This window comes from Paenibacillus chibensis (assembly GCF_004001045.1).
In the GTDB taxonomy this organism is placed as follows: domain Bacteria; phylum Bacillota; class Bacilli; order Paenibacillales; family Paenibacillaceae; genus Paenibacillus_AQ; species Paenibacillus_AQ chibensis.
In genome coordinates this window covers 154,346-170,756 of the sequence record NZ_BIMK01000018.1, presented here as the reverse complement: position 1 = coordinate 170,756, position 16,411 = coordinate 154,346, and the positions used below count along the sequence as shown (strand labels likewise).

General features: G+C 48.0%; 17 protein-coding genes. 7 read left to right on the top strand and 10 right to left on the bottom strand.

Translation table 11 applies throughout. The features are described from left to right. Positions 1-96: 96 nt before the first annotated feature. The 10 genes from PCH05_RS16115 to PCH05_RS27720 form a co-directional block, all read right to left on the bottom strand. Positions 97-1,776 (bottom strand): recombinase family protein, encoded by a 1,680-nt coding sequence (locus PCH05_RS16115; protein ID WP_127603680.1) that lies wholly within the window; start codon positions 1,774-1,776, stop codon positions 97-99. An 83-nt stretch (positions 1,777-1,859) separates the two neighbouring features. Further along, a complete protein-coding gene (locus PCH05_RS28100) occupies positions 1,860-1,949 on the bottom strand; it encodes a hypothetical protein (protein WP_326068419.1) in 90 nt (29 codons plus the stop codon). After that, on the bottom strand, positions 1,940-2,134 hold the full coding sequence (locus PCH05_RS16110) for a DUF6870 family protein (RefSeq protein WP_246049630.1): 195 nt from the start codon (positions 2,132-2,134) through the stop codon (positions 1,940-1,942). Before PCH05_RS16110 ends, PCH05_RS28100 begins: the two co-directional genes overlap by 10 nt. 142 nt (positions 2,135-2,276) lie before the next feature. Then, the gene (locus PCH05_RS16105) at positions 2,277-2,477 is read right to left on the bottom strand and encodes a hypothetical protein (RefSeq protein ID WP_127603677.1); all 201 of its coding nucleotides are present in this window, start codon (positions 2,475-2,477) and stop codon (positions 2,277-2,279) included. Positions 2,478-2,919: 442 nt separating this feature from the next. Continuing rightward, positions 2,920-3,345 carry an RNA polymerase sigma factor gene (locus PCH05_RS16100; protein ID WP_127603675.1) on the bottom strand — a complete coding sequence of 142 codons (426 nt, stop codon included), beginning with the start codon at positions 3,343-3,345 and terminating at the stop codon, positions 2,920-2,922. A 565-nt stretch (positions 3,346-3,910) separates the two neighbouring features. Beyond that, entirely contained in the window at positions 3,911-5,005 is a 1,095-nt protein-coding gene (locus tag PCH05_RS16095; protein WP_127603673.1) for a sensor histidine kinase, read from the bottom strand. Next, a complete protein-coding gene (locus PCH05_RS16090) occupies positions 5,002-5,718 on the bottom strand; it encodes a response regulator transcription factor (RefSeq protein ID WP_127603671.1) in 717 nt (238 codons plus the stop codon). The genes PCH05_RS16095 and PCH05_RS16090 overlap by 4 nt, the downstream gene beginning before the upstream one ends. A gap of 72 nt (positions 5,719-5,790) precedes the next feature. Then, positions 5,791-6,726, bottom strand: coding sequence for an ABC transporter permease (locus PCH05_RS16085; protein ID WP_127603669.1), 936 nt, complete (start codon positions 6,724-6,726; stop codon positions 5,791-5,793). After that, positions 6,723-7,649 (bottom strand): ABC transporter ATP-binding protein, encoded by a 927-nt coding sequence (locus PCH05_RS16080; RefSeq protein ID WP_127603667.1) that lies wholly within the window; start codon positions 7,647-7,649, stop codon positions 6,723-6,725. Before PCH05_RS16080 ends, PCH05_RS16085 begins: the two co-directional genes overlap by 4 nt. A 275-nt stretch (positions 7,650-7,924) precedes the next feature. Further along, a complete protein-coding gene (locus tag PCH05_RS27720) occupies positions 7,925-8,842 on the bottom strand; it encodes a hypothetical protein (protein ID WP_246049628.1) in 918 nt (305 codons plus the stop codon). A 22-nt stretch (positions 8,843-8,864) separates the two neighbouring features. Here PCH05_RS27720 and PCH05_RS16070 point away from each other — a divergent pair, with 22 nt between their 5' ends. The 7 genes from PCH05_RS16070 to PCH05_RS16040 all read left to right on the top strand — a co-directional run bounded on the left by PCH05_RS16070 (position 8,865) and on the right by PCH05_RS16040 (position 16,330). After that, a complete protein-coding gene (locus PCH05_RS16070) occupies positions 8,865-9,347 on the top strand; it encodes an exosporium glycoprotein BclB-related protein (protein WP_281278773.1) in 483 nt (160 codons plus the stop codon). 197 nt (positions 9,348-9,544) lie between these two features. Further along, complete coding sequence (locus PCH05_RS16065; protein WP_127603663.1) at positions 9,545-10,243, top strand: class I SAM-dependent methyltransferase; 699 nt, start codon at positions 9,545-9,547, stop codon at positions 10,241-10,243. A 40-nt stretch (positions 10,244-10,283) separates the two neighbouring features. Further along, positions 10,284-11,132 (top strand): glycosyltransferase family 2 protein, encoded by an 849-nt coding sequence (locus tag PCH05_RS16060; protein ID WP_127603661.1) that lies wholly within the window; start codon positions 10,284-10,286, stop codon positions 11,130-11,132. 199 nt (positions 11,133-11,331) lie between these two features. Further along, positions 11,332-11,556, top strand: coding sequence for a hypothetical protein (locus PCH05_RS16055; protein ID WP_127603659.1), 225 nt, complete (start codon positions 11,332-11,334; stop codon positions 11,554-11,556). Between the two features lie 156 nt (positions 11,557-11,712). After that, on the top strand, positions 11,713-15,126 hold the full coding sequence (locus PCH05_RS16050) for a copper amine oxidase N-terminal domain-containing protein (protein WP_246049620.1): 3,414 nt from the start codon (positions 11,713-11,715) through the stop codon (positions 15,124-15,126). Positions 15,127-15,283: 157 nt separating this feature from the next. Further along, positions 15,284-15,697, top strand: a complete 414-nt coding sequence (locus tag PCH05_RS16045; protein WP_127603657.1) for a YugN family protein — start codon at positions 15,284-15,286, stop codon at positions 15,695-15,697. A gap of 162 nt (positions 15,698-15,859) precedes the next feature. Then, entirely contained in the window at positions 15,860-16,330 is a 471-nt protein-coding gene (locus PCH05_RS16040) for a PNPOx family protein (protein ID WP_127603655.1), read from the top strand. Positions 16,331-16,411: the final 81 nt, after the last annotated feature.

The window sequence follows — 16,411 nt, the reverse complement described above, 5'->3', positions numbered from 1 at the left end:
CTATACGCTTTTGGCGGCAGCCGGCGCTACGGGAGCGACGGGAGCCACCGGAACATTTATATTAGGAAAACAAACTGCCGTTAAAAATGCGGTTCTCTAAACCGCGTCTTCTGAGGTATTGACTTCAATGTATTCCGCAACTCTACGGTACTCATTGGCAAATTTCAGCTTCACGCTGATATTGCCATTTTCGTATACCTTGATGGAATCAACGAGTTCAATTAATATATCTCTTGTCAGTTTGTTGATGTTTTCGTGTTTGCGGAATATGGCTAAGAATGGGTTTTCTACATCTATGCCATTTTCAAGCTCTGCTTTTTCTTTTTTTAAATTGTCTATAACCTCGTTAATGGCTTCGATTTGCCGCTCATAGTCCTCTTTCATCTGGCGATAGTCCTTATGAGAAATTTCGCCGTCTTTCCAGTCCTGATAAATACTTTGCTTATAACGTGAAATCTTGGACAGTTCTTTTTCCTTTGCGGCCATCAATTCATTCAGACGAATCGACTGGCTTTTTTGGAGCGGAGCCTTGTTAATCCGTGAAACCATTTCGGAAAGAGAAACCGCAATGTAGACCTGTTGCTTGATGGCATACAAAACCGCTTGTTCCAAATGGTTGTGCTTCATCGTATGCTTCGTACAAGCTGCTTTGGACTGGTCTTTGTAAGTGCGGCAGTAGTAATACACGTTTCCTTTCACTTGGCTTCGTGTCATGGCCTTGCTGCAATCCGCACAGCGTAGGAAACCACTGAACAAATACAACGTTTTTTGCTTTGGTGCAGTGCGGGTATCCTTTTTCAAAAGCTCCTGCACTTTGGCAAAATCTTCACGACTAATGATTGGCTCATGCGTATTTTCAACAATGAACCATTCCTCTTCGGGGACCGTTTCCTGTACATGAATTTTATAACTCTTAATGCGATAACGCCCTTGCACCATGTCACCAACATAAATGCGGTTTTTCAGCATGTTAGTTACTGTCATGGCACACCATAAAGGATTGCTACCCTCGCTATTGGGATTTTTGTATTTCATGCCCTTGCTTTTCTTATACGCTGACGGGCACAAAATGCCGCTTTCGTTCAACTTGCGAACAATCGCATTTTTGCTCATGCCCTCTAAGAACCAAGCATAAATGCTTTTAACGTTTTCGGCGGCTTCCTCATCGAGTACGAGAGCGTTTTTGTCCTCCGGGTCTTTCTGATAGCCGTAGGCGGCAAACGAACCAATATGCAGGCCCTTTTCACGCTTCTTGTCAAAGGTTCTCCTGACGCTTTCCGAAGTTCCTCTTGCGTGTTCCTCATTCAGAACGCCCTGAACCGGTACCGCGATGTTTTGCGCGTTCTGCGGATCTTTATACGTATCAACAGGCTGTTGGTAAAGAGAAATAAATCGGACGTTGTTTCGGGGGAACCAATCGCCAAGATAGTAACTCTGATCGCCATTGTTGCGGAAGCTCCGGGCAAGGTTCTTCACGATCACGCAGTTGATTTTTCCCTTTCGTATATCGGTTAACAGCCGTTGAAAGTCTTCGCGTTCCTCGTCTGTCGTGCCACTCACGCCGTCATCGACATACTCGCCAACAAAAGTATATTCGTCTTCATCATCTTGCTGTTCAAGGAAGTCTGTCAAAATCAGTCTTTGGTTGGTAATGCTTTCGGATTCATCTTTACCACGCTTGTCTTCGCGTGAAAGACGGATATAAAAGCCTACATACCATATCCGCTTTTTTGAAGCTGCTTTTACAATATTCTGCCTATTGGCTACTCTGGCCATGTGTCCTCCTTCCTATCACATTACACCTCTATTATACCATTTGGGCGTAATGCGAACCATGTTGTCGAGGGCACAAAGCCGCATTATAAGCCACTTTTCTTGCGTATCATAAAGTTCGTGAGTACCTCTTGAATCGGCGGTGCAGCATCGTCAAATTCAAGCTTTACACCCACTTCGCCACAACGGAAACACAACGGAAACACAACGGATTTTTCAGTTTTTCCAAAACATAAGCAGGCCGTTTTTCTATCGGGAGAGAATTATCAAATTCAAGCGTACTGATATCGGCCAGTTTTTCCGTATCTACGGTTTCCATATCTACGCTCATAAAATAATCAATCAATGCGGTAGTAATCATGATCATGCCCTCCTTGATGTGCATGATGCAATATATGCATTTCCCCGTTTGTCCTGTGAGGAAACAGAAGCAGCCACCCCATTGTCAGTAGAAGGGATGGCTGTTCAACTGCCCGCATACTTTGGGACAAATTGGCCCGAAGTTAATAAGGACTGTTTCGGTAATGCTCGTCTGCTTCCTGCGTGGATTTGAAATCAAAAATGTCATGTAATTCCATCACCACGCGCTGAATATCATCAGAGTCGAAACCGCAGTTTTCCATCGCCCAAATAACATACCCGCGGCAGGCATTATTGCTCCATTGATCAGGAAGCATTCCTGCGAAAATCGTATTTTTCTCCATTTCGATTCTCCTCATGTCAAAATAGGGGAGGTACCGTGCCGGGAAGTATTGGGCTGTTATTGGACGGAAAAGCCCGGCACGTCCTCCTGTAGTTCAGATAAAAGATAACCCGGACAGGCGGCGGCAACCGCCCTCATGGGAATTTCACCCCGCCCCATGCTGATGGCGCGACGGTCAATGCTGTGAAGCGTTCAAACCGTAAGTATCATTATCTCATGTATGGGATCGTCGCCCGGCAGACCTACCACAGTCTACTTGCCGTAGATGGTATTCTCGCTCGTTTTCAAGCGATAAATCGCTGAAAAGTTATGGCGCTCCCTTGCGGCTTGGCTTCTCCATACATAAAACGTATCCGGGTCATCGGTATGCAGTTGTCAAAGATCATTAGTGGAAGAAAAATTTCCTTCCAATAACCGTGACATTTTCAGGGCAAAACCGACCCTCATTCATAAAAGTTTTTCAAAAGAATTTCCAAGTTCCGAAGTCCTTGGCTGATCGACTTGCGGATGTTTTTTTCCGAAACTCCCTCAGCCCGCGCGATCTCGGATTTGCTAATGCCAAGTACGTAATGGGCGTAAATTCGTTTGCTTTGCTTGTCCGGCAAAGCGCTGATAGCAACATTCAACTGTTGGGCTGTTATTTTGTGTTCATAAACCTCGAAAGGGGACAGGGAGGCGAAGCAAATATCATGCTCGATTCCATCGTTACGGTCAAGAGAATAGTGCGCCTTGTGACGGTACATGCGCCGCCGATAGGCTTCTTCCTGACGTTCAGCTTCCAGCAGGACTGTTGCAACTTCATCAGGAATATCAAGAAAAATGTCATGATTGCAAAACGGGTAGTAATCTCGCAGATTGATCTTTGCCATATGAGGTTCCTCCGTTCGATTTTTTTGGGAGAAAAAATCGAACGGAAGTGGAGGGGAGCGACAACGGGGACGAAGTAACACATCGGGCCAAGTAGGCCCGATGTAGCAACAAGGCATGTCCGATAAAACTTGTTGATAAAGCTCACAAATAGTCGTAAAAGGGTATAAAAAAACACCTTCTAGGAAAAATCCTCGAAAGGTGTCGAATAAAAAATGGCCGCACTTAGCGACCGTAAATTCCGGTTCTTTTTTGAAATCATGTAGTAGGAAAACTTCTACTATATCGGATCGTCACGATCGGGTGACGGCCTTTCACATTTAATGGAATGAAGTAGATTGTGGAACATAAAGAACCCTCCAATCGCATGCCGCCACTGGAAGGTCCAAAAAGGGCATAAAAAATATACCCTCTCTATTCCTTATTTGAGAAAGTGACGACTTGACTCTTGCAAGCCGCCATTCCACGATTCAACATGTTAGGTTTTTACCGAAATAACGGCTTTTGTTTTTGGATAAAAGCTCTCAAAGATATTAGAACCCCCTTAAAATAGGTTGGTCACAACGTTTAGTTTTTTCCTGAATTTTGACTGTGAGGCAATTGAACAGTAACCGAAGTGCCATGACCTACTTTACTTTTGACATCGATGGTTCCTTGATGTGCGGTGATGATCTGCTTCACAATCGCCATCCCTAATCCGGTGCTGGCTGTAGGAGTATCCGTTGAAGTCCCCCGATAGTACCTGTCAAACAGACCGGCGATGCTTTGTTCATCCATTCCTTTTCCATTGTCTGTGACCTGTAATTGGACATGTGAGTTATCTTGTATATGCACAATAATGGATGTACCCGCTGGATTATGAACAACTGCATTTACTAATAAGTTTGAAAAGGCTCTTTTTAGCAACCTCGCATCCCCCATTACATAAAGGGGTTCTTCCCCACCCAATATTTCAAAGTGATTTGCCTTATCCAGAGGCATATTCGCTGCTTCTGCAACCGTTCTGCGAATTAACTCCACCAACTCGATTCTTTGTGAGGAAAACTTAAAACCAGTAGACTGGTCCATCTGAAAAGCAATTCCAAGGTCATTGATAAGTTCTTCCATATAGGTGGACTTATCCCGAATCAATTGCAAAAACTCTTTTTTCTCGTCATTGCTCCATTCATGTTCATCCGATAAAAGCATGTCCGTATAACCAGAAATATAAGACAAAGGAGTCTTCAAATCATGGGTGACGCCCGAGGCCCAATCCTGTCTCAACTGTTCGAACTCTTGCCGTTTACGTTCATTTTGCTGTAAGGTCAAGGAGAGAGACTCAAGATTGGCGTAGACCTCCCTGTAAAGACGACTTGAGAGGGAGAAAAAGCGCCTTTTCCTGTCAAGAATTAAATACTCCCCACATGATAACTTTTTTATTTTTATTAAAATATCAGCCATCGGCCGCGCAACATAATAACCATAAAACAAACAATACAGAAAGTAAGCCGTTATAATGATCCAGGTAGTCAGGTTAACGAAAAAGAGTTTTTCCGGTTGCTTTAGCACGACAATATAGAAAGCCGCCGGCAACGAGACGGTCAAGAACAGCAGGATCTGATGTACTATAAAATTCAATGTAAAACGAACGACCAACTTACCATTTGAAAAATTTACCTTCATATCAAATCACCCTGATTGGAAGGGACAAACTTGTAGCCAATCCCTCTTAGCGTAACGATTAGAGTGGGTTGTTTTACGTCTTGCTCGATTTTTTTGCGCAGACGCATAATATGAATGGCAACCGTCTTTTCGTCTCCGATGCTGTCATAGCCCCATACTCGCTCGTACAATTGCCCTGCGGTAAATATCTGATTAGGGTGGTCAGCCAAGAACAGAAGAAGCTCAAATTCTTTAGCCGGACAAGAAACTTCTTTTCCATCCACCCATAATTGAGCGGCCTTTTTATCGATGACGATAGAACCGAAACGATAAAGCTCAGTTGTCTGCTCTGTAGCTTGATATTGTTCCAACCTTCGGAACTGTACATGAATACGCGCGGCAACTTCCAAGGGATTAAAGGGTTTCGTAATATAGTCATCCCCTCCAATCCCGAGTCCGGTCAATTTATCCAAATCACTTGAACGGGCAGTAAGAAACAGGATAGGGACGGCGGTATGCCGCCGGATTTTTTGACACAGTTGGAATCCATCCGTATCGGGTAACATGACATCCAATACAATCAGGTCGTATGAATGATGGCTTATTTTTTCCATGGCTTCCTGCCCCGTAAAGGCGCAACTGATGGCAGCATAACCTTCTTTACGTAGGATAGTCTCCAGCATCTTGACAATGCCAGGTTCGTCATCAATGATGAGTATTTTTTGTGAGCGCAACCTTCCTTCCTCCTTTCTTTGGCAGGGTCATCTCTATTTTTCTATTATCCAACGAATTTTATAACATGACCACTATATCGATACGTCGCGTTTTTTGAATACGTTCCAGCTTAGAAGTATCAGGGCAACGATATATACAAGTAATACTGTGATGGAAAAGTTCAGCGTCATTTCGGGTCTGGCCGGAAGATGGAAAATGTACAGGCTCATGTCGCTGTTAGCAAAAGGAAGGTATTTCAACCATTCCATTTTTGCAGTCGCCTCAATCATGGAATTACCTACGATCATAATAAACAGCGAGATTCCGATCGCCAAAGCACTGTTCCGCAAAACCGTCGATATTGCAAAAGCGAGGGTGACGTAACTCATGATCGGGAAAAGGCTTAAACCGTACATTTTTATGCCCTGCATCAAAACATTTAGCTGTACAACTTGTCCCTGCTGGTTCAAAAATAAATCTGTCGTGTGTATGTCGCCCAATCCATAAAACAAAGCGTTCGTGGCATAACCGCATACAGCCAAAAGCGCCAGCATAACGATTGCAAACAGAGACACAGCGATATATTTAGAAAACAAAATTTTAGCGCGGTTATGCGGGCGGATCAGTAAAAGTTTCATCGTTCCGGCTGTATATTCCCCGGCTACTATATCCGCAGCGATGACGATTGCAAACACGATAACCATTTCGATTAAGCCGGAAAAAGTGAGCAAAGCCGACCACGGATTATTAGAGGGTGCAGGGAAGTCGTTTTCTAAGCGATATTTCGCGATCTTCAACTTGTTTTCAGCATCGGTACGCAACGTTGGAGATAGCTCCGTGATTTTCAAGCGATCTTCATACTGATGGACAAGTTGTGTGGTTTCAGCCCGCCAATCTGTTGCGTTCGTGTTGTTGATTGTACCTAAGATAGAGGAACCTATCGTGATGGCAAACAGCAATAATAGAAGAATCCATGTCAATTTTCGGCTGTATATTTTCATGCTTTCATTGGCAACCAATCCGATCATTTTCTCTCCTCCGTTAACTCCAAAAATTTATCTTCTAAGGTCTGCTCTTGCACTTGAATGCTGTATATTTGAATGCCCGCTTGCATGAGGAGCTTATTGACGGTTGGTATTTCATCTTTGTTCAACGGAATCAATAACTGCCCCGGCTGTCTTATCGGCAGGATTTCCTTTTTTAAAGTTGCTATCAGCCTTTTTGCTTGTTCCACTTGAGAAGATTCAACAGTGACACATACGAGAGAACTTCCACCGTCATGGACGAAGTCTTGTATGCTTTGAATACGGACCAGCTTTCCATTTTGCAGAACACCCACTCGGTCACACATCAATTCCATTTCGGAAAGCAAGTGGCTTGAAACGAAAACAGCAACGCTTTCTTCATGAGCAAGTCTTTTCAAGTAGTTGCGCAATTCGTGAATCCCTGCGGGATCAAGACCGTTGGTCGGCTCATCCAGAATAAGAAGGGATGGGCGGTGTAGAAGGGCTTGAGCAATCCCTAGTCGTTGCCTCATACCAAGGGAATAGGTTTTCACTTTGTCGTGAATCCTGTCCCTTAGCCCAACGATTCCTACAATTTCTTCAATACGGGCCTTGGTGACGCCGGGAACCATTCGAGCATAATGTTTTAAATTTTGATACCCTGTCAAATATTTGTACAAATCCGGATTCTCAACAATAGCTCCTACATTCCGAATCGCCTTGTTGAAATCTTTGCTGATACTGTGTCCTTTAATGAGAATATCGCCCTGACTGATCTTGATAAGTCCTACCATCATGCGAATGGTCGTTGTTTTTCCTGCTCCATTGGGGCCTAAGAAACCAAATACCTCTCCGGCTTGAATATCGAATGACAGGTCGTTAACAATCGTTCTTTTTCCGATTCTTTTCATTGCGTGTTGAAACTGTACTACCGGTGTCTGATTCATAAATTCATTTCCTTTCCATGGGCTTAAAATACATTTCCAGCGATTTCAAATAAATTGTAAAAAGTGAAAGTAAACGGAAGGTAAACGGGAAACAAACATGCCACAAACTTTGCAAAAGAGCGAGTAGTAGTGGGGGTAAGCGTTAATCGGCAAGCAGGGCAAGTGTATTGACACTTGCCTCTTTGCTTGTTGGGGAGTGCCTTCCCCAAACCCTGCAACTTCGGGCCAAAGTGGCCCGAAGCCAGGTGCTTCGCACCTCAAGTTGCGTCATGTCGCTAACGCTCCATTTCCTTATTTTTCTGCGCGTCGGTCAACCCTAAGAGTTGGTCAATATTAGCCTTAGCAGTCACAACTTCTTGCATATTCTTTCGGACCATTCGATATTCCTTATAAGCGTCCTTTTTCGTTGCAATAAGCTCCCGACATTCTGCTTTGAGCGCATTCATTTTAGGCAACTTCTTCCCTGACAATAAGCGTCGAAAAGTATCTTGCGCCGCCCGATAAGTGGCAAGTTCGGCCCCATGCTCTGCAAGATATTTCCGGCTGTATTTGACGGACTTATATCCTTCAAAAATAGGTCTTGTTTTAGCATAATGAACCATGGCTGCTTGTAGTTCGATATTAACCCGCACGGCTGCTTCCGTATTTTTTATTTGGTCAGACAAGGCATGGAAACGCTCCGTTAGCTCACCACTCTTTTGCGCAAGATGCTCATATTCCGTCAATTCGTTTTCCTGCAAGTATTGTAGGGCTGCTGCCATCTGCTTGAGATTAAATATTTTGGCCCAGCGTTCAAAGGCCGGGCCTTTCCCGGCTCTCATGCGAGATTCAATATCCACAATTAAATTAACTTTTCTTCCTTTCATTTGAGTAGATTTACTCTCTATAATTTCCCGTATATCCTCTTGACCGTAGCCTTTGCCAAGCGTAGAAGCCCTAAGCCGTGTAAAACGCTGCTGTCCCTCTGCACGAAAGCTAATCGTATCTCCGCGGCCATGCTTGACCTCATAGCCAGCGGACGACATAGATTGTAAAAAAGCATCCATATCAGGTGGTTTCTCGGCAAGACACGCAACGGGTGCCACGGGAGCAACGGGTGCCACGGGTGCCACGGGAGCAACGGGTGCCACAGGAGCAACAGGTGCCACAGGAGCAACAGGAGCAACAGGAGCGACAGGTTCCGGCGCGGTCATTCCGTTTGCCTCCGGTCTTCCGGTGGCACTGACGACGATTGCCGGTGGTCTGGTTGGAACCGTGGGCCTCGTCGGCTTTGGCAGCTCGGGCACGACAGCCTTGCTGGCAGGGAACACGATCGATTTGACTGGTGCGGCCGGAACGCTGCTTAACTTCTCGTTCTCTGTGCCAACGAGTGGCACGATTACCTCCCTGACCGCTTACTTCAGTACCACAGCCGCCCTCAGCCTTGTCGGATCGACGATTACATTGACGGCGCAGCTCTTCAGCTCCACGACGCCGGACAATACGTTCACGCCTGTAACGGGTGCGACGGTGACACTGGCGCCTGCGTTAACAGGGGTTCTCACCTTGGGTACCATTTCTTTCGGTACCACGTCGGGGCTGAGCATTCCTGTAACGGCCGGAACACGGCTGCTGCTTGTTTTTGAGGCTACCGCAACCGGCCTTACGCTGGTCAACACGGTTGCGGGTTACGCAAGCGCAGGCTTGGGCTTCAGCTGATGATTACAACGTAAACGAATAACGGCCTTATTCTTACGGCACCCCTCCATCCATGAACAGACTTTCTCCGGAGGGGTGTGTTTTTTCGTTTGAGAACTTCGCATCGTATTTGAAGGATTCGCAGGAGAATCGCATCAAACGCCTGTTTAAGTCATATATTTTGGAAACCTAAGTTCATTAAGGTCAGGAGAGTGAGTATGCACCGCTTTTGGGAAAAGGTCATTAAACCGATTATCATTGCCGCGCAGCCGCAAAGCATCGTCGAGATCGGCTCTCTGACAGGCTTGAACACCTTCAAGCTTCTGGATTATTGCCAGCAGACAGGAGCCCGGTGTACCGTCATCGATCCGGCGTCGCAGTTCGACACGGAGCTGCTGCAGGATTATTACGGCGAAAACTTTCAAATGCTGCGGGAGCTAAGCCTCGAGGCGATGCCGAAGCTGGATGCCTATGACATGATATTGGTGGATGGAGATCATAATTGGTATACGGTCTATCATGAGCTGAAGCAGGTGGAGCGGATGGCCCGGGAAACCGGAGTTTTTCCAATCGTGCTGCTGCATGACGTCGATTGGCCGTACGGCAGGCGGGATATGTACTATTATCCGGAGAGCATTCCGCAGGAATATCGAAAGCCGAATGCCAAACAAGGAATGCTGCCGGGAAATGCCGGGCTTCTTCCCTTGGGCGGCTTCAACGGCTCGGTCAGCAACGCGGTGCTGGAGCATGGGGATCGCAACGGCGTTTTGACCGCCGTCGAGGATTTTTTGCGGGAGACCGCTTTCGATTTGACTTGGCATGAGCTGCATGCTTGCAACGGACTTGGCATCCTTATGCCGGCTGACGCTCCGGCGCTTCGGATGCTGCCTTATATTCTAAGCACGTCGGGGATGTAGGCGGCCGATGGCCCCACCCGGCTCCAAAGGAGATGTACATATGCCGTTAACCTCTCTGGTGATGCTCACCCGTAATGGTCTCGACATGACGCGGCGGTGCGTGGAGAGTATCCGGCGCCACACGGCCGAGCCCCTGGAATGGATTGTGGTGGATAATGGGTCGACCGATGGCACCGTGGAATTTTGGGAGTCCATGGCGGGTGTGAAACTCATCGCCAACGAAGATAACAAGGGATTCGCCGCAGGGACCAATCAGGGTATGATGGAAGCGGCAGGCGATTATATCCTGCTGCTGAACAACGATACGCTGGTTACGCCAAATTGGCTTACCGGCCTGTTTGCCGCGCTGCACCGGGATCCGGATATCGGCATGGTAGGCCCGGTTTCGAATCATGTTGCTCCGATTCAGAGAATCCCTCCGAGTGAGTGGCCTCTTCCGGATCATTTGGACGCCTTTGCGCAGAAACGGCAGCAGGAACTGGCGGGCACCGGGTTTTACGCGCATAAGCTCATCGGATTTTGCATGCTGTTTCACCGCAGTCTGCTGGAGCGAATCGGCGGCTTTGACGAGCGTTTTTTCCCGGGTAACTATGAAGACGATGATTTCTCGATCCGTACCCGGATCAGCGGCAAACGTCTGTGGGTAGCGCAGGATGTTTTTATCCATCATGAAGGCCAGGGTACTTTTGCGTCCAACCGGATCGACTACAAACGGTCTTCTCTCGCCAACGCCGAGAAATTCAGGGCCAAATGGAGCACAGGCCTGTCGGCTTGTGAAATGGATTTAAGAGGGTATAACCCGTCTGATATTGTGAACCGCGAACCTTTTTTCATTCCGGATAGGCATTTTATTCCGCTCCAGAGACATCCTGTTTCCATCGGAAAATAAACACTCGTAACAGCATCCGTAAAACCCGGCAAAATCCCTCGCGATGGTGAGCGGATTCGCCGGGTTTTTTTCGCGTTTCGCGTCGGAGGATGACGTTACTTAGCATATTTTTCATATCCACGAGACAATAGACAATATATACCATGTAAGGTATATTGGAACATATCACGTGCTGAACAAGACAGGGAGGCAACATTCATTGGAGAAAAAAGTTACGACTTTAATCAGCTTTATTATCGGATTTATGCTCATGCAGCTGTCATCAGAGGAGCCATTGTCCCTCTTTAAGTCCTTTTTCGGATCCGTTACCAAGCTTGAAACCTATCTCATTTATCTGCTGCAATTCATCGGCCTCATTCTTGTGATCTGGTCCATTATTCTTGCCTTTAAAGAGCTGATGAAGCTGCAAAAAAACAAATCCTAACAAGCAAAAAGCGCTGCCTTGCGGGCAGGGCTTTTTTTGTTTTAGAAAGGCTGGTTTAGAACCGATATATTTTTTAAAAAAATGGAAAACATTTCTCCGGTTTCGCTCGTCAAATAGATATAGCCACTCAATTCAGTAATATAGAGGAGGAGAACCGTGAAAAAGCTTTGGGTTATGCTTGTGGCGGTGCTGATGGTAATATCGTTGTCTTTGCAGCCGGCACAGGTGCAGGGAGCTGCCGCCCCCAAAATCAGCGTGTATGTGGATGGAGTTAAATTGAATCCGCTGCAGGCGCCCACCATGGTTAATGGCAGGACGATGCTGCCGATGAGAGCCATTTTCGAGGCGTTTGACGCGAAGGTATCATGGAATCAAAAGACGAGCACGGTCACCGCTATCCGCGATGACATCACGCTCGCACTCAAAATCGGTGCGCCGTATGCAACCGTCAACGATCAACGGATCGCGCTCGATGTACCGGCTCAAAACCTGAAAGGAACGACCATGGTTCCCGTGCGTTTCGTGAGCGAGACCCTTGGCGCTGAGGTGAACTGGAACCAGGGCACGCAGACGGTGAGTATTGTGACCACGGATACGACGGTGGGTTCCGTTTCTTACGTGTCCGCCCAGTCCGTGGGCAGAAACGGCGACGGACGTGATCTGCAGGTCAGCTTTCCGAAAGTGCAGCGGGAATCGGATATCAGCGAATACCGCGTATTAGTCGTCAAGTCTTCCAATGCTTACGGCTTTTCGTTATCCCAGGCGCTTGCAACCGGTTATTACACATCGGTGCTTCCGTCCGGATATGATCCGGTTGTTACCCTGTCTTCCGTATCCAAGGACGTGAATGGCGACGTGTTGAAGGCGAATCAGGCTTATAGCGTATTCGTGCTCACGGTCGGCAAAAGAGGATCAAGCGCCTTGTCCGGCGTTTCACCATCCGTCACGTTGACGACGGCTGTGCCGGTAAGCGCCGTAACCGCCGTAAAAGCCAGCGACGTGAACGATTACGGCGATGGCCGGGATATTTCGGTCAGCTTCAATCAGCCGCAAAATACAAGCAACATTTTGAATTACCGCATCATGGTCGTGAAAACGAAGGATACAGGCAGCTTCAGCCTGAACGCCGCGAATGCGGTGGCAAGCTCCAATTACACGACCGTCAGCAAAACAAGCAGTACAACGATCACTTCAACATTAAATTCAACGACGAGAGATACGTCCGGCGAATATATCAAAAATGGAGTTTCCTATACGGTCTATGTCTTGTCCGTGGCGAACGGCAGCAATGTCACATCCCAGCTGTCGTCTGCATCGTCAGCGTTTACGCTGACAGCCAGTGCGATTGCCGCGCCGGTGATCACCAAAGTGGAGGACATCAGCAATTATGGCGACGGCCGCGATTTGATGGTACGCTTCAACAAGTCTTCGGATGAGTCGCGCATCGGGTCTTACCGCATTTTCGTCGTCAAGGACAGCAAGGCCGGAAGCTTTAACTTGTCCTCGGCCAGCAGCGTGTCCAGCGCTTATTACACGACGGTCAGCAAAACCGGGTACAACATTAACCAGAGCTTATCTTCCGGCGCCCGGGATGTGGACGGATCGCTGATCAGTCCGGGCGTGGCCTACCGCGTATTCGTCATGGCCGTTGGAACGGGAAGCTATTCGGGAAGCTATTCGCTTTCATCGGCGTCCTCCACGATCATTCTGTATGGAAATACAGACGTGTATGCACCGACGAACGTGAATGTCTCGGATATTTCCGACTATGGTGACGGCCGCGATTTGCGCGTGTCGTTCACGCGTGCCGCGGACGAAAGCAATCTGTACGGCTACCGGATTATGGTGGTCAAGGCTTCTGACGCTTATTACTTTGATTTGTATCAGGCGAACAGCGTATCGAGCTCTAACTATACGTCTGTGAACAAGACGGGATACAATATTTCGCAAACTCTGTCTTCGGGCGCCAGAGACGTGGATGGTCAATTGATTCGCAACGGTGTCAGCTACCGGGTGTTCGTGCTGGCGGTTGGAGCTTACAGCTCCAATGCGCTGTCCTCTTATTCGCCGGCCATTACGCTGGTTGCCAACACGAGCGTGTATCCAGCGACCGGTGTAACGGCCAGCGATATCGCTGACAACAATGACGGAAGCGATCTGCAGGTCACGTTTACCCGCGCGAAAGAAGATTATAACATCAACGAATACCGGATTATGGTTGTGAAGGAGTCTGATTACCCGTATTTCGACCTGAACGCGGCGAATGCGGTATCGAGCAGCCGATATACCCGCATAACGGATGCGGGCAGCAAGACTACTTTCACGAAAACGCTCGCCGCAGGAACCAAGGATACCAATGGTGATCTGATTCGAAATAACGTTAAATACCGGGTGTTCGTCCTCTCGGTCGGCGCAAGCGGTTATAATGCGCTGTCTTCACCATCGGCGCAGATTACCTTGACGCAGAGCTATGCGATCGGCGCAGCCAAGAACGTAACGGCGAAGGATGTCGCTGACAACAATAACGGAAGCGATCTGCAGGTTACGTTTAACGGTACGGCCGATGATTCGGATATCGACCATTACCGGGTTCTTGTGGTCAATTCGAAGCAAGCCGGCAGCTTTAATCTGAATAAAGCAATCGATGTGCCAGGCGCGAACTACACCCTTGTGGGTAGAAACGGAAGCAACAGCTATGCCTTAACGCTGCCTCCGACTGCCAAGGACACAGACGGCAAGCTTATTGTCAACGATACCTCATACAGAGTGTTTGTCCTCTCCGTCAGCAAGCATGATACGTATGCCCTGTCCGATGCGTCAGCCGATGTCACGCTCACGACCATTATTATTGCGCCTCAAGTCAGTGGTTTAACTGCAACCGATGTCGATGACAAGCATGATGGCAGAGACTTGCAGGTTTCTTTTAGCAAGGCGAAGGATGAGAGCAATATTCAGCAGTACAGAATTTTCGTGGTTAAAGGAAATCAGAACGACTTCTTGAAAAACTACGATAAAAACCAGAATTATACGGAAGTGCCGGTAGGCGCAGACTATAGCCAAGTGATTCCGAACGCCGTGGATTCTGCCGGAACGGCGCTGGCGGAAAACTATGAATACAGCATCTACGTCATGTCCGTCGCCAAATCGGGTTCCAGCAGCCTGGCCGGTCCCGTTAAGGTAACCTTGAAGGACAATAGCAATGGTGCGCCTACGGATGTCAAAGCAGCCTGGAACAAGGACGGAGCCATCGAAGTGACGTTTACGAAAGCAGAAGGAAAGTCCTACCTTGTGCTGCTGTCCCCGGCAAAGATCTCTTACGATGCCGTGGTGAAAAAAATGAAAACCTTAAGAATGGCAAGTGTGGATGATACCGATATACCGGTGACCTTCAATGAAGGCGATAAGGACGCAAACGGTGAAAAGATCGTCGCAACGAAAGCCTATTATGTCTATGTATGGACCGATTCCGGTAAAAGCAAATCCTTGTCCGCATCGGTAGAAATCAAAGCTCAGGCCGCATCCAAAGAGCCTGCAGCTCCAGCAACACCAGCAGCACCTGCCGATAAATAAGGCGTTGTACAACCAAACGGCTGTTTCATGGCCGCTTAAACGAGCATCGGACCTTGACGGTCCGGTGCTTTTTTTTCGGTTTCCTTGCGCTTCCTTTCGTATAAAGCGAACCAATCACGTCCATCCTTAAACTAAAACAGCAAGGTGGGCGAAGCTAATGATCAATTTGGAATCCAGACTTGAAAATATCGAAGAACGTTTCGTGGATATCGACGGCTACTTGTGCACGCATGATTTCATGCTGGCAGGCAATTGGGACTACAAGCACGGCTATCTGGACAAACGCCTGGATCAGGACCGGATGGTGTGGCTGCGGATTCCATTTCATGTGACCAAAGGCTATCTGGACGGGGAGTGCGGGGGATGCCACGCGACCGTAAAGCTGGGACGTCCGTTTGTGTTTAAATATGTATACAATAAAGGCACGGATAAGCATGCCTCTCCGCATTTGCTGGGTGCGGTATTCGACCAGTTTCAGCCTCCGGTCGACCCGGACGCTCCGCTGGAGGATTTCTGGGTAGAGCATGCCCGGAAAGTACTGAACGAAGTGGAGCGGGGATACTTGCATTAATTTATTGGAGAGCAATCAAGCAGCCCGGCCGGGATTTCCCGCCGGGCTTTCTGCTGCCCCGTTCCAGGATTTAAGAGCCCATGTAAATTTTTAGGGTTCTTTTTCCGGGACCAAATAAGCTACAATAGAATGAACATAACAAGAGGCGGAGGGATTCCTGCGATGGCCCAGACACAAAACCCGGAGCTTTCGGCGGATTTATACGATCTGCTGAACGGAAGAGAACTCGAGACCAAGCAGCACGAAGCGATGATGCTGATGACCGTTACGGAAGAGGAATGGCCGCATACCGCGATGATCAGCGTGGGGGAAATTGTGGCCCTGGATTCCAAACGGGTCAGACTTGCGTTATGGCCTGGAACGACAACCGCGCGCAATGTGATCCGTACGGAAAAGGCTACGCTGGTTCTTGTTCTAGCCGGACAGGTGCATTACATCAAGCTGCAGCTTACCTGTCTGCCGGTGCTCCCTGCGGCCAAGCATCCGCGTGAGCGCTTTGAAGCTGAAATTGCGGCGGTCCGGTCAGACACGGCACCCTATGCCGAAATCACCACAGGAATTCAGATTGAGCTGAAGGATGGGGAATCCGTCCTCCGCAGGTGGCAGGAGACGCTGGCCGAACTTTTGCTGTAATGTCATAAGGGGGAACCAAAACAACCGTGATAAATAAACAAACACACCATGTACACAGCGTGGAGGAACGGCCCGTGCGCC

Bases quoted from the DNA above. Each gene is read 5' to 3' on its own strand.
- PCH05_RS16115 (WP_127603680.1), bottom strand. From the start codon at position 1,776: ATGGCCAGAGTAGCCAATAGGCAGAATATTGTAAAAGCAGCTTCAAAA.
- PCH05_RS16110 (WP_246049630.1), bottom strand. From the start codon at position 2,134: ATGATTACTACCGCATTGATTGATTATTTTATGAGCGTAGATATGGAA.
- PCH05_RS16105 (WP_127603677.1), bottom strand. From the start codon at position 2,477: ATGGAGAAAAATACGATTTTCGCAGGAATGCTTCCTGATCAATGGAGC.
- PCH05_RS16100 (WP_127603675.1), bottom strand. From the start codon at position 3,345: ATGGCAAAGATCAATCTGCGAGATTACTACCCGTTTTGCAATCATGAC.
- PCH05_RS16095 (WP_127603673.1), bottom strand. From the start codon at position 5,005: ATGAAGGTAAATTTTTCAAATGGTAAGTTGGTCGTTCGTTTTACATTG.
- PCH05_RS16085 (WP_127603669.1), bottom strand. From the start codon at position 6,726: ATGATCGGATTGGTTGCCAATGAAAGCATGAAAATATACAGCCGAAAA.
- PCH05_RS16080 (WP_127603667.1), bottom strand. From the start codon at position 7,649: ATGAATCAGACACCGGTAGTACAGTTTCAACACGCAATGAAAAGAATC.
- PCH05_RS27720 (WP_246049628.1), bottom strand. From the start codon at position 8,842: ATGACCGCGCCGGAACCTGTCGCTCCTGTTGCTCCTGTTGCTCCTGTG.
- PCH05_RS16065 (WP_127603663.1), top strand. From the start codon at position 9,545: ATGCACCGCTTTTGGGAAAAGGTCATTAAACCGATTATCATTGCCGCG.
- PCH05_RS16060 (WP_127603661.1), top strand. From the start codon at position 10,284: ATGCCGTTAACCTCTCTGGTGATGCTCACCCGTAATGGTCTCGACATG.
- PCH05_RS16045 (WP_127603657.1), top strand. From the start codon at position 15,284: ATGATCAATTTGGAATCCAGACTTGAAAATATCGAAGAACGTTTCGTG.
- PCH05_RS16040 (WP_127603655.1), top strand. From the start codon at position 15,860: ATGGCCCAGACACAAAACCCGGAGCTTTCGGCGGATTTATACGATCTG.